Here is an 11,947-nt window from a genome sequence, read left to right on the forward strand (position 1 = left end):
GGATGTGGCGGGAGCAAGGCGCGACGCGCTGGTCCCTGATTGGTTGCGGCTGGTACGATTCTGTGGGTTGCGTGCAACACTCCGGGAAAATTGCTGTCACCGGTGGAACGTCGCTTTGATTCCATGGTAGGGGCCATCATTAGAGAGGTATGCAAATGCGCTTGGTACGTTGGATGTCGGGACTTGGGGTGGGGGCGCTGTGCGTCGCCGGCCTCTTCGTCGCGCCCACGCTCCAGGCCCAGGAACGAGACCGCACGCTCAAGGCGGCCGTTCGCCCCGCACCGATGACGCTCCACGCAGCCGGGGGCTTCACCCCCGCCGCAGCCGATCCCAAGCTCGCCGCCGTGCTGGCGCGCAGCGGGATGAACGGGGCGGGTTTCCGCTTCACCCCCGCCGAATCGCGGACCGGATCGAATCGCAGCGTGACCATTGCGGTCCGCGCTGCCTCGAACCGTGCGGTGGAAACCGCGTCGCGTCTGCCTGCGGCCAAGCCGGCCTCGGTCAGCCTCGCGCCGATCGCCTATAATCTGGGCGTCGCAGTGGGCTGGCGTCGCTTCGCCGTCTCGGGCGATGTGACCCATATCGACATGGCGGGCCTCCAGCCGGGCAGCCGCGATCGCTCCGAGGTCGCCGTCAGCTATGCCGGCAAGCGCGTGAGCGGCCGCATCGCCGCCAGCGAGGACAAGCCGCTGGCCGGCACGCCGGTGCTGATCGGCGACAAGCCGAGCTATTCGCTCGATATCGGCGGCTCCTACGCGATCTCGCGCCGCCTCGATGTGACCGCGGGCGTGCGCTACAAGAGCGAGCGGGATCGACTGATCCAGTTCAACGACGAAGGTCGTCGCGACAGCCAGTCGATCTATATCGGCACCGCCTTCCGCTTCTGAGTCAGCGGGCCCAGGCGTCGATCGCCGCCCAGCCATGAATTCCCATAGGTCGTAAGCGTCGGGCGGTGTGCGGGGTCATTCCGCCCAGCGCGATCACCGGTAGGTCGAGGCCGCGAACGAGCAGTCCCAATCGCACCGGGCCCAGCACCGGCGCTCCCGGATGCGAGCGGGTGGGGAAAACGGGCGATACCAGCAGCGCGTCCGCGCCCGCGCGGATCGCCGCTATCGCCTCGCGGCGGGAGTGCACCGGCCATGTGGTAGGTCCCCTGCCGCGCCGGCCGTGCGTCCCCATCTCGCCGCGCATCGGCTCGGCGCCTGCGCGGAGCAGGAGGAGGCCGCGCCGCCGGGCGACTCTGGCGATTCGCGCGAACAGCGCCCGGCGCTCGGGCAGCGGCAGCTGGTAATGGCGGAAGATCACGCCGCTGCCGCGCGGCAGCCGCTCCAGTGCGTCCCACAGCCGCTCGCCCAGCCGCGGGTCGGTCATCAGCCACAGGCGCGGGATTGGGGGGTGGCGGGTCGACATCGCCACGCCTATAGCCCGGCCCATGCTTCAAGACGATGCCAGCCAGCGGCTCGCCGCGGTGCAGACCGCGATCGCCCGCGCCGCCAAGATCGCCGACATCACCCTGATCGCCGTTTCCAAGACGCACGACGCCGCAACGATCCAGCCGCTGATCGACGCCGGCCAGCGCGTGTTCGGCGAAAATCGCGTGCAGGAAGCCCAGGGCAAATGGCCGCAGTTGCGCGAGACAACTTCCGGCATCGCGCTTCACCTGGTCGGCCAGCTGCAATCGAACAAGGCGGACGAGGCCGTCGCGCTGTTCGATGCGATCCATGGTGTCGACCGCCCCTCGCTGGTGACGGCGCTCGCCAAGGCGATGGACAAGGCAGACCGCCGCCCGGCCTGCTTCCTCCAGGTCAATATCGGCGACGAGGCGCAGAAGGGCGGTTGCCCGGTGGCCGAGCTGCCCGCGCTGCTGGCCGAGGCGAAGGCTGCCGCGCTGCCCGTCGCGGGCCTGATGTGCGTACCGCCGGCGGGGCTTGAAGCCGCGCCCTATTTCGCGCTGCTCGCCAAGCTGGCGCGCGAGCACGACCTCGCCGGGCTCAGCATGGGCATGTCGAGCGACTATGAGACGGCGGTGACGCTCGGCGCCACGCATGTCCGCGTCGGCACGGCGCTGTTCGGAGAGCGGGCATGAACGAGATGGCGCGCATGCCGAAGACGCTGTCGGTCCGCTTCGACGCGATTATCTTCGATTTCGACGGCGTCCTGCTGGAAAGCGAATATGCCGGCAACAAGCATGTCGCCGACTATCTGACCGCCATCGGCCACCCGACCACGCCCGAACATTCGATGGCGCATTTCATGGGGCTGGCGGGGCACGACTTCCTCGCCGCGATCGAGCGCTGGATCGGCCGCCCGGTGCCCGAGGATTTCCACGCCGCCCGTGCCGAGGAAGATGCGCGGGTGCTGGAAGAAGGCCTGCCCGCGGTGGCGGGGGCGCTCCGCTTCCTCGAACGCCTGCCCGCCGATCTGCCCAAGGCGATCGCGTCGTCGAGTCCCACCCATTGGCTCGATACCCATCTCCGCCATCTGGGGGTGCGCGAGATGTTCGGCGACAAGCTGTTCAGCGGCCGCGAGCATGTGGCGAACGGCAAGCCCGCGCCGGACCTGTATCTCCACGCGGCTGCGGCGATCGGGGTACCGATCGAGCGGTGCGTGATCCTCGAGGATTCGCCGGTGGGTGTGAAGGGCGCGGTGGCTTCGGGCGCGACGGTGATCGGACTATGCGCGGGCGCGCATTGCGCGGCAGATCATGGCGAGCGGCTCAAGGCACTCGGCGTACAGTACATCGCGCACGATTTCGACGAGGTCGCCCGGCTGATTGCGTAGCCGTGCTCCTGCGAAAGCAGGAGCCCAGGGTTGTTCGGTACTACGCTATCCTAGGCTCCTGCTTTCGCAGGAGCACGAGGGAGATCAGAACTCGTGCCCGGTCCGGTCGCGCTTGGTCGCGAGGTACCGTGCATTGTGCGGGTTCGCCGGCAGCACGTGCGGCACGCGCTCCAGCACGTCCACCCCGGCGGCGCGCAGCGTCTCCACCTTTTGCGGGTTGTTGGTGAGCAGCCGGATGCGCGGCTGGCCGAGCAGGGTCAGCATCCGCGCTGCCACGCGGAAGTTGCGCGCGTCGATCGCGAAGCCGAGCCGGGTGTTGGCATCGACGGTGTCGAAGCCCTGATCCTGCAGCGCATAGGCGCGCAGTTTGTTGATCAGGCCGATGCCGCGGCCTTCCTGGCGCAGATAGAGCAGGATGCCCCAGCCGCTCTTGGAAATCTCCGCGATCGCCGCCTTGAGCTGCGGCCCGCAATCGCATTTGAGGCTGCCCAGCATGTCGCCGGTCAGGCATTCGCTGTGGAGCCGCACCAGCGGCGCCTCGCCGTTCGGCTGGCCGATCAGCAGCGCGATATGCTCGCCCGGCATCTCGTCGGTGCGGAAGGCGACGATCTCGGCATCCTCGGCCGCCTCGACCGGCAGCCGCGCGCGGCCGACGATGCGCAGGCGATCGGCATCCTCATGCGCATCGATGTCGGCAAGGGTGATCGCATCCGCCGCATCGCCCTCCAGAACGAAGAAGGCCGGCAGCAGCCCGGCAATCCGGGCCAGGCGCAGCGCTGCCGCGGCGGCATCCGCTTGAACCACGGGAATGGCGCGGAAGGGACCTTTCAGCGGGGTCGCGAGATCGAACTGCGGATCGGCGAGCGCGGTCGCCGCATCGAAGTCGAGCCAGTCGACGCGCTCGACCAGTACCGGCGAGTCGGGCGTCGCCGCATCGCGCTGGTTGGCAAGCTTCAACGTCGCGGCCCGCCCGGCCGAAAGCAGGACTGGTGCCGTAGCCGCAGGATCGAACGCCGCGAGCCGCTCCCCGTCGCCCGTCTCGACCGCGAGCAGCTTCAGCGTGCCTTCCGCCCCGCGAATGGAGATCGGCCAGCCGCGACGCAGCGCGTCCACGGCTTCGGCGGCGGCGCGGGCACGCGTCAAAAGTCGAACTCCGTCACGATCGGCACATGGTCCGAGGGCTTGAGCCAGGAACGGCACGGCTCGCACACCTTGTGCGCTGTCGCCTTTGCCGCAACCTCGGGGCTTGCCCACATATGGTCGAGCCGCCGCCCGCGATCGGAGGCGGCCCAGTCCTTCGCGCGGTAGCTCCACCAGGTGAAGCAGCGCGCCGGCGCCGGGATGAACGTGCGGCCCAGATCGACCCAGCCATGTGCCGCCTGCAGCCGACCCAGCGCCTCGACCTCGATCGGCGTATGGCTGACCACGTCGAGCAGCTGCTTGTGGCTCCACACGTCCGATTCGAGCGGGGCGATGTTGAAGTCGCCGGTGAGGATGGTCGACACGTCGAGCGCTTCCGACCATTCGGTCATCCGGGCCACGAAATCGAGCTTCTGTCCGAACTTGGGGTTCACCTCCCGGTCGGGCACGTCGCCGCCGGCGGGAACATAGACATTCTCGAGCCGCACCCCGTTCGGCAGTCGCACGCCGACGTGTCGCGCTTCCTGGTTGGCCTGCCAGTCGAGTCGATCGTCCTCGGTAACCGGCACACGGCTCAGGATCGCGACCCCGTGGTGCATCCGCTGGCCGTGCTTGATGATGTGGGTGTAGCCCATCGCGCGGAACGGCGCCTCGGGGAAATCCCCGTCGATCACCTTGGTCTCCTGAAGACACAGGATGTCGGGGGCTTCCTCGCGCAGGAACTGCTCGACGATAGGCAGGCGGAAGCGGACGGAGTTTATGTTCCAGGAGGCGATCTTCACGCGCGCCGATGTAGCAACTCCGCGGCGAAGTGCCAGTGTATCATCGACGACGGGCGGAAAAGGAAAGGCCCCCGCTCCGGGGGCAATGGAGCGAGGGCCGACCTAGCGTTCGTCACGCAGGCGGGAAGGGGATACAGGCCCGGGCAACAGGGGGAAAAATCCCGGGCAAAACCCCATCCGCCATCGCGTGATAGCTGAACGAACCTGTCGCTTGGATGAACGATTGCACTCAACAACAATTAATGTGTGCGACCTTGGGGGCGTGGGTCGGTCCAGCGGAAGGCGGAATCGGCCACCGCGCCGTTAAACCGCTGGTTGGTAAGGCGAATCGTCGTGCGGTTGCTCTGCGCGTCGAGCGCTACCCAGCCCTGGAGCTTCAGGCCGCCAGGCGCTGCGGAATCCTTCTGGAAGACCATGGTGATACGGCCGTACTCCGGCTTCTTGGGATCATGCACCTCGACCGAGATTACCCGCGGGTCGGCCGTGGGCTTCACGCTCGCATAGCTTTCCATCTTGCTCGGATCGAACAGGACGCGGAGCGGCGAGTTGCCCACCGGCCAGCGCTGCACCTGCCGAACCTGATAGTCGATGAAATACAGGCTGCTGCCGTCCGCGACGATCAGCTGCGGCACGCCCTTTTCGTACTGGAAACGGATCTTGCCGGGCTTCTTGAGGGTCATCGTGCCGGTGAGGACCCGGCCGTTGCGGTCCTCCTGGCTGAAATCCGCGACCATGGTGCTGACCGCCCGCAGATGCGCCTCCACCTGCGCGAGCTCCGGGGCCGGTGCGGGGGCGGCAGCAACGAGCAGCGGGGCGGCGAGCGCCGACAGGGCGAGAGAACGGGAAAACACGGGGATTGTCTCCGAATTACTGGTCGCCCGGATAGCGGGCGGGGCTTGAACGGGCTGTGAACCCGTACCCAGCCCGATTCGATCCCGTTACAACGGCCGCCCTTCGGTATCCATCAGCACCTCGCGGCGGCCGACATGGTCGGGCTTGGAGACGAGATTCTCGCGCTCCATCCGCTCGATCAGGCGGGCGGCGGAGTTGTAGCCGACGCGCAGCTGGCGCTGCAGCCACGAGGTCGAGGCCTTCTGGCTTTCCGCGACCAGCTGCACCGCGCGGCGATAGGTCTGCTCCTCGGGGCTGTCCTCGCCATCGGGCGCCCCTTCCAGGGTGAATCCGCCGTCCTCGGGCTCCTCGGTGACCGCGGAGATATAGTCCGGCGCGCCCTGCGCGCGCCAGAAATCGGTGATCGCCTGGACCTCCTCGTCGCTGACGAAGGGCCCGTGGACGCGCGTAATGCCCTTGCCGCCGGACATGTAGAGCATGTCGCCCTTGCCCAGCAGCTGCTCGGCGCCCTGTTCGCCGAGGATGGTGCGCGAATCGATCTTCGAGGTGACGTGGAAGCTGATCCGGGTCGGCAGGTTCGCCTTGATCACGCCGGTGATGACGTCGACCGAGGGGCGCTGCGTCGCCATGATCAGGTGGATGCCCGCCGCGCGCGCCTTCTGGGCGAGCCGCTGGATCAGGAATTCGACTTCCTTGCCCGCGGTCATCATCAGGTCGGCCAGCTCGTCGACGATGACGACGATCAGCGGCAGCACCTGCAGGTCGAGCGTCTCTTCCTCGTAGATCGGTTTGCCGGTTTCCGGATCATAGCCGACCTGCACCTTGCGGCCGAGCGTCTGGCCCTTGGCCTTCGCGGTGCGGACCTTGTCGTTGTAGCTCGCCAGGCTGCGGACGTTGACAGAGGCCATCATCCGGTAGCGATCCTCCATCTGCTCGACCGCCCATTTGAGCGCGCGCACCGCCTTGGGCGGTTCGGTCACCACATCGGCGAGAAGGTGGGGGATATCCTTGTACATGCTGAGTTCCAGCATCTTCGGATCGATCATGATCAGCCGGCACTGCTCGGGCGTGAGCCGGTACAGCAGCGACAGGATCATGCAGTTCAGCCCCACCGACTTGCCTGAGCCGGTGGTACCGGCGACGAGCAAATGCGGCATCGGGGCGAGGTCGGCGATCACCGGCTCGCCGGCGATGTTCTTGCCGAGCACCACCGGCAGCGTCGCGCCCTGTTCCTCGAACTGCTGGCTGCCGATCAGCTCGTGCAGGCTCACGCTCTCCCGGGTGGCGTTGGGCAGCTCGATGCCCATCACCGTTCGGCCGGGGATGGTGGCGACGCGGGCCGAGATCGCGCTCATGTTGCGGGCGATGTCGTCGGCCAGCTGAATCACCCGGCTGGCCTTGATGCCGCTCGCCGGCTCCAGCTCGTACATGGTGACGACTGGGCCGGGGCGGACCTCGACGATCTCGCCCTTCACATGGAAGTCCTCGAGCACGCTCTCGAGCAGCCGGGCATTGCGCTCCAGCGCGGCCTTGTCGACCGTGGAGGTGCGGTTGGCCGGGGGCGGGGTCAGCAGGTCGAGCGGGGGGAGCTGGTAGCTGTCCTTGAAGTCGAGCGCGGCCTGCACCGGCGGCTTGGTGCGCGCCGGCGCGGTCGAAACGGTGCGATCGGCGATCACCGGGCCGGGGCGATTGTCCGGCACGACGACGCGACGCGGTTCCGAAACGAGCGGCGTGTCTCGGTCGAAGGGCAGGTCGTCCTCATCCGAATCGTCGAATGCCGGCGCCGGCGGTGATTTCGCACGGAAGCGCGGACCCTCGCCGGCCGTCGCGATTTCCGCGTCGCCGGAAGTGCGGGTGAAGCGCGGCATCTGGAACAGGCGGGTGGGGGAGGTGAACTCCAGCCGCATCCACCACAGCCACAGCCCGCCCAGCACCAGCAGCAGGCCGATGCCGCGGCCGACCCAGAAGGACACCGCCGGATCCCCCGCCAGCCCGATCAGCCAGTCGACACCGCCGGCGATCGACAGACCGACCAGCCCCCCCATGCCGGCGGGCAACCGCCAGTCGAGCGGCAGCGACCAGTCGAAATGGAGCAGCCCGAGCCCGACCGCGGCAAGTGCGGCGGCGACGGCCGCGCTGCCGATCATCCGGCGCGGACGCTCGATCGGGCGGTCGATCATCATCCGGTGCGCGCTCAGCAGTCCGACGGGCGCGAGCAGCAGAACCGGTAGGCCGATCAGCGTGTAGAGGATGTCGGCGATCCAGGCGCCGACCGGGCCCAGCCAGTTGCGCACCGGTCCGCCCGCGGCAGTGTTCAGCGCCGGATCCGAGGCATGGTAGCTCACCAGTGCCAGTACCAGCGCGACGGTCAGCACGAACAGCGCCGTGCCTGCCAGGACGAACCCGCCGCGACGGACACCCGCCTTCATCGTGTCGCGCCAGTGCGGCGCCTCTGCGCGGGACGCCATCGTCCAGCCTCCGGATCTGCAAGGAAAAGGTAGCGGAATCATCGCGCCTGCGGAGTCCGCCGTCAAGGCAGGCCCACTCGCTTCGCCGCCCTGCACCTGTTGACGGCTGGCAGGCGCGTGCGAACCTGCTAGGGCAGGGCCATGGACCAGGCGGACATTCTCATCCTCGGCGGCGGGCTGGTCGGCAGCGCGCTGGCGGTTGCGCTCGACGCGCATGGCATCAGCTCGATCGTGATCGATCCGGCAGACCCGGAAACCATCCTCGGCGCGAGCTTCGACGGCCGCGCCTCCGCGATCGCGAGCGCGCCGATGCGGATGTTCGAGGCGATCGGCGTCGCCGGGCGGCTGGCGGGGAAGGGGTGCCCGATCGAGGGTATCCGGGTCTCCGACGGGCTGGCACTCGGCAAACTCGATTTCGCGCCGCAGGACGATGACGGGGCGCTCGGGCACATGTTCGAGAACCGCGTGCTGCGGACCGCGCTGTTCGAGGCGGCGCAGGCCGCGCCCTTGGCCGACGTGCGGATGCAGACCCGCGCCGTCTCGGTGGAGCGCGGGCCGCACGGCGTGGTCGCGACGCTCGATTCGGGCGCGACGGTGCGCGCGCAGCTGCTGATCGCGGCGGAGGGGCGCAATTCGCCCACGCGCGATTCGGCCGGCTTCAAGGTCGCGCGCTGGACCTATGACCATGCCGCGATGATTGCGACGCTCAATCACGAGCGGTCCCACGAGAACATCGCCTACGAGATCTTCTACCCGCAGGGCCCGTTCGCGATCCTGCCGCTGCTCGACGACGAAAACGGCCATCGCTCGGCGGTGGTGTGGACGGTCCACGCCCGCGACGCGGCGGCGATGCACAAGATCTCCGACCGCGCCTATCTGGCCGAGGCCGAGAAGAAGATGTGCGGGTTTCTGGGGAAGCTGGGGCCGCTGTCGTCGCGCTCCTCCTATCCGCTCGGCTTCCACCATGCCGCCTGGATCACCGCCGAGCGGCTGGCGCTGGTCGGCGACGCGGCGCACGGTATCCATCCGATCGCCGGGCAGGGCGTCAATGTCGGCTTCCGCGACGTGGCGACGCTGGTCGAGGTGCTGGTCGACGGCAAGCGGCTGGGGCTCGACATGGGCGATCCCGAACTGCTCGCCCGTTACCAGCGCTGGCGCGGGCTCGACACCTTCATGGTGGCGCTGGCGACCGACGGGCTCACCCGGCTGTTCGGCATCCCCGGCGCGCTGCCCCATGCGGCGCGGCGCTTCGGCCTCGCGGCCGTGGACAAGCTCCCGCCGCTCAAGAACTGGTTCATGGGCGAGGCGCGCGGCGAAAGCGGCGACGTGCCCAAGCTGCTCCAGGGGATTACGGCGTAGGGCCACCCGCCGCGTCGAGGATGGTGCGGGCGGCGGCGAGGTCCTCGTCGTCGACCATCACCCGTACCGGGATCAGCAGGTAGCTGCCGTCGGCGATGCTGGCGCCTGCGTCGAACACGAAGCTGGGGATGTCGTCATCCTCCAGCCGGCCCTGGACGATGAAGGCTTCCTGCCGGTTGAACCGGCCGAGTTCGACGAGCGCCATACTGGCCTCCGATGATTGACGCGCATGGGGCATGCGCATAATTTGTCCGCATGAAGCACGATCCCATCGCGTCCGGCAAGCGCAAGGCGGTGAACGTCTCGATCGATACCGGCGTCGTCGCGGCGGCGCGCGAGGTGGGGCTCAACCTGTCGCAGGTCTGCGAAGCCGCGATTCGCCACGCGACCAAGGCCGAGCAGGACCGGCGCTGGCAGGAAGAGAATCGCGCCTGGGCCGAAGCCTGCAACAAATGGGTGGAAGAGAACGGCCTTCCGCTCGAACGCTATCGCATGTTCTGATGCCGCAGTACGACGTGCACCGCGCCGCAGACGGTGCGTTGTTGCTCAATTGCCAGGCCGAGGTGCTGGGGCACCTCTCCACCCGCATGGTCGCCCCGCTGGTGCCGCTCGATCGGGCGCCGGCACTACGCGCACGCCTGAATCCGGTGTTCGACATCGCCGGGGAGCGCTGCGCGATGGTGACCCAGTACGCCGCCACCGTCCGGGCCAAGGATCTCGGTCCGGCAGTCGCCTCGCTCGAAACCTATCGGCTCGACATCATCGCCGCGTTCGACATGCTGCTGACCGGCAACTGACGGCTCACGCCGCCGTACCGCCCACCGTCAGCCCTTCCACCAGCAGCGTCGGCTGCCCCACGCCGGCGGGGACCGACTGGCCGCCCTTGCCGCACATGCCCACGCCTTCGTCGAGCGCGAAGTCGTTGCCGATGCCGGTCACGCGGTGGAGCACGGTCGGCCCGTCGCCGATCAGCATCGCGCCCTTGATCGGGGCGCCGAGCTTGCCATTCTCGATCAGATACGCCTCGGTGCAGGAGAAGACGAACTTGCCCGAGACGATGTCGACCTGGCCGCCGCCGAAGCTCTTGGCGTAGATGCCCTTCTTCACGCGCGAGAGCAGCTCGGCGGGATCGTCCTTGCCGCCCTTCATGAAGGTGTTGGTCATCCGCGGCATCGGCGCGTGCTGGAACGATTCGCGACGGCCGTTGCCGGTGGGCTCGACGCCCATCAGCCGGGCGTTGAGGCGGTCCTGCATATAGCCCTTGAGGATGCCGTCCTCGATCAGCACGACCTCTCGCGTCGGCGTGCCTTCGTCGTCGATCGACAGCGAACCGCGTCGGTCGGCGAGGCTGCCGTCATCGACCACCGTGACGCCGGGTGCCGCGACCCGCTCGCCGATTCGCCCCGAAAAGGCCGAGGTGCCCTTGCGGTTGAAGTCACCCTCCAGCCCGTGGCCGATCGCCTCATGCAACAACACGCCGGGCCAGCCCGGCCCCAGCAGCACGGTCATCTCGCCCGCAGGGGCTGCGACCGAGTCGAGATTGACCAAAGCCTGGTTGAGCGCGACGTCGATGCCGCGCTCCCACGTCTCGCGCGCGACCAGCCGGTCGTAGAGATAGCGCCCACCGATGCCGAAGCTGCCCGTCTCGCGCCGGCCATTCTGTTCGACGACGATCTGGATGTTGAGCCGCACCAGCGGCCGCACGTCGGTCGCGCCGAAGCCGTCAGGCCGCACGATCTCGACCACGCTCCACGTGCCGCTGAGGCCCACCGACACCTGCGCCACGCGCGGATCGCGCGCCCGCGCCGCGGCATCGATCGTCTGGCACAAATTCACCTTGTCGGCGAACGGCACCAGGTCGAGCGGATCGGCGTCGGTATAGAGGTGGCGGTTGTTGCCCTGAGGCGGCGGCGCCTTCGCCCCTTTCGACGGGTCGATCAGCGCCATCGTCTCGCCCGCGCGGCGGATCGCCGCTTCGGACAGCTCGTTGGCGTGCGCGAAGGCGGTAATCTCGCCCGACACCGCGCGCAGGCCGAAGCCCGCATTGGTGTCGTAGCTCGCGGTCTTCAGCCGCCCGTCATCGAAGCCGAACGCCTCGGCCTTGCGATATTGCAGATAGAGTTCGCCATCGTCCGCCGCCCCCAGCGTTTCGGCGGTCAGCCGCAGCGCGGCGTCGGGCGACAGCGCGTCGCGATACAGGAACGAGCGGGGATCGGCGGATACGGTCATACCCGCCAATATAGGCGCGCGATGCGGCCCGGCTAGTTAGCGCGGGCTCGCGCCTTCCGAAATGTCGCGCAACGTCGCCTGATCGACGCCATCCGCCGGCCCGCCGATCAGCACGAAGCGCCGATCGCAATAGCCGCAGTCGATGTAGCCATGCTCGTCGATCTGGAGGAACACGCGCGGATGGCCGAGCGCCGCACCGCCGGGAATGTCGGTGGCGCCGTCGCAGGCGACGCGGCGTTGGGAGACACGGACGATTTCGGGCGGCGCGATCATGCGCCAGCGGATAGCAAGGCACGCTCGTCCCATCAATCCTCCGCTACGTCTTCGCTCTCCCCC

At 68.4% G+C, this 11,947-nt stretch carries 14 protein-coding genes; 6 read left to right on the forward strand and 8 right to left on the reverse strand.

The features are described 5' to 3' along the window. The first annotated feature begins 155 nt into the window (after positions 1-155). A complete protein-coding gene (locus QZ814_RS02780) occupies positions 156-887 on the forward strand; it encodes a hypothetical protein (RefSeq protein ID WP_294329554.1) in 732 nt (243 codons plus the stop codon). 1 nt (position 888) lies between these two features. On the opposite strand, the gene QZ814_RS02785 is transcribed toward QZ814_RS02780, so the two are convergent. Continuing rightward, positions 889-1,410, reverse strand: coding sequence for a thiamine phosphate synthase (locus QZ814_RS02785; RefSeq protein WP_294329575.1), 522 nt, complete (start codon positions 1,408-1,410; stop codon positions 889-891). A 22-nt stretch (positions 1,411-1,432) separates the two neighbouring features. On the opposite strand from QZ814_RS02785, the gene QZ814_RS02790 reads away from it, so the two are divergent. Further along, positions 1,433-2,086, forward strand: a complete 654-nt coding sequence (locus QZ814_RS02790; RefSeq protein WP_294329555.1) for a YggS family pyridoxal phosphate-dependent enzyme — start codon at positions 1,433-1,435, stop codon at positions 2,084-2,086. Beyond that, positions 2,083-2,781: an HAD family phosphatase gene (locus tag QZ814_RS02795; RefSeq protein ID WP_294329556.1), complete on the forward strand. Its 699-nt coding sequence runs from the start codon at positions 2,083-2,085 to the stop codon at positions 2,779-2,781. The genes QZ814_RS02790 and QZ814_RS02795 overlap by 4 nt, the downstream gene beginning before the upstream one ends. An 84-nt stretch (positions 2,782-2,865) precedes the next feature. On the opposite strand, the gene ribA is transcribed toward QZ814_RS02795, so the two are convergent. The 4 genes from ribA to QZ814_RS02815 form a co-directional block, all read right to left on the reverse strand. Next, positions 2,866-3,924 (reverse strand): GTP cyclohydrolase II, encoded by a 1,059-nt coding sequence (ribA, locus tag QZ814_RS02800; RefSeq protein ID WP_294329557.1) that lies wholly within the window; start codon positions 3,922-3,924, stop codon positions 2,866-2,868. Continuing rightward, positions 3,921-4,703 (reverse strand): exodeoxyribonuclease III, encoded by a 783-nt coding sequence (locus tag QZ814_RS02805; protein ID WP_294329559.1) that lies wholly within the window; start codon positions 4,701-4,703, stop codon positions 3,921-3,923. The genes ribA and QZ814_RS02805 overlap by 4 nt, the downstream gene beginning before the upstream one ends. Before the next feature lie 239 nt (positions 4,704-4,942). Then, positions 4,943-5,554, reverse strand: coding sequence for an outer-membrane lipoprotein carrier protein LolA (locus QZ814_RS02810; RefSeq protein ID WP_294329561.1), 612 nt, complete (start codon positions 5,552-5,554; stop codon positions 4,943-4,945). A gap of 87 nt (positions 5,555-5,641) precedes the next feature. Then, entirely contained in the window at positions 5,642-8,023 is a 2,382-nt protein-coding gene (locus tag QZ814_RS02815; RefSeq protein WP_294329562.1) for a DNA translocase FtsK, read from the reverse strand. Positions 8,024-8,164: 141 nt separating this feature from the next. On the opposite strand from QZ814_RS02815, the gene QZ814_RS02820 reads away from it, so the two are divergent. Beyond that, on the forward strand, positions 8,165-9,382 hold the full coding sequence (locus QZ814_RS02820; RefSeq protein ID WP_294329563.1) for a UbiH/UbiF/VisC/COQ6 family ubiquinone biosynthesis hydroxylase: 1,218 nt from the start codon (positions 8,165-8,167) through the stop codon (positions 9,380-9,382). Here QZ814_RS02820 and QZ814_RS02825 read toward each other — a convergent pair. Then, the gene (locus QZ814_RS02825; RefSeq protein ID WP_294329564.1) at positions 9,372-9,587 is read right to left on the reverse strand and encodes a DUF2007 domain-containing protein; all 216 of its coding nucleotides are present in this window, start codon (positions 9,585-9,587) and stop codon (positions 9,372-9,374) included. The genes QZ814_RS02820 and QZ814_RS02825 overlap by 11 nt on opposite strands. A gap of 50 nt (positions 9,588-9,637) precedes the next feature. Between QZ814_RS02825 and QZ814_RS02830 the strand changes: the two genes are divergently transcribed. Beyond that, positions 9,638-9,883: a type II toxin-antitoxin system CcdA family antitoxin gene (locus tag QZ814_RS02830; protein ID WP_294329565.1), complete on the forward strand. Its 246-nt coding sequence runs from the start codon at positions 9,638-9,640 to the stop codon at positions 9,881-9,883. After that, positions 9,883-10,179 (forward strand): CcdB family protein, encoded by a 297-nt coding sequence (locus QZ814_RS02835; protein WP_294329566.1) that lies wholly within the window; start codon positions 9,883-9,885, stop codon positions 10,177-10,179. Before QZ814_RS02830 ends, QZ814_RS02835 begins: the two co-directional genes overlap by 1 nt. A 4-nt stretch (positions 10,180-10,183) precedes the next feature. Here QZ814_RS02835 and tldD read toward each other — a convergent pair whose 3' ends face one another. Both tldD and QZ814_RS02845 read right to left on the reverse strand, forming a co-directional pair. Further along, complete coding sequence (tldD, locus tag QZ814_RS02840; RefSeq protein WP_294329567.1) at positions 10,184-11,611, reverse strand: metalloprotease TldD; 1,428 nt, start codon at positions 11,609-11,611, stop codon at positions 10,184-10,186. Between the two features lie 36 nt (positions 11,612-11,647). Then, positions 11,648-11,884, reverse strand: a complete 237-nt coding sequence (locus tag QZ814_RS02845; protein ID WP_017980288.1) for a zinc-finger domain-containing protein — start codon at positions 11,882-11,884, stop codon at positions 11,648-11,650. Positions 11,885-11,947 lie beyond the last annotated feature (63 nt).

Source organism: uncultured Sphingomonas sp. (genome assembly GCF_913777625.1).
Lineage (GTDB): Bacteria > Pseudomonadota > Alphaproteobacteria > Sphingomonadales > Sphingomonadaceae > Sphingomonas.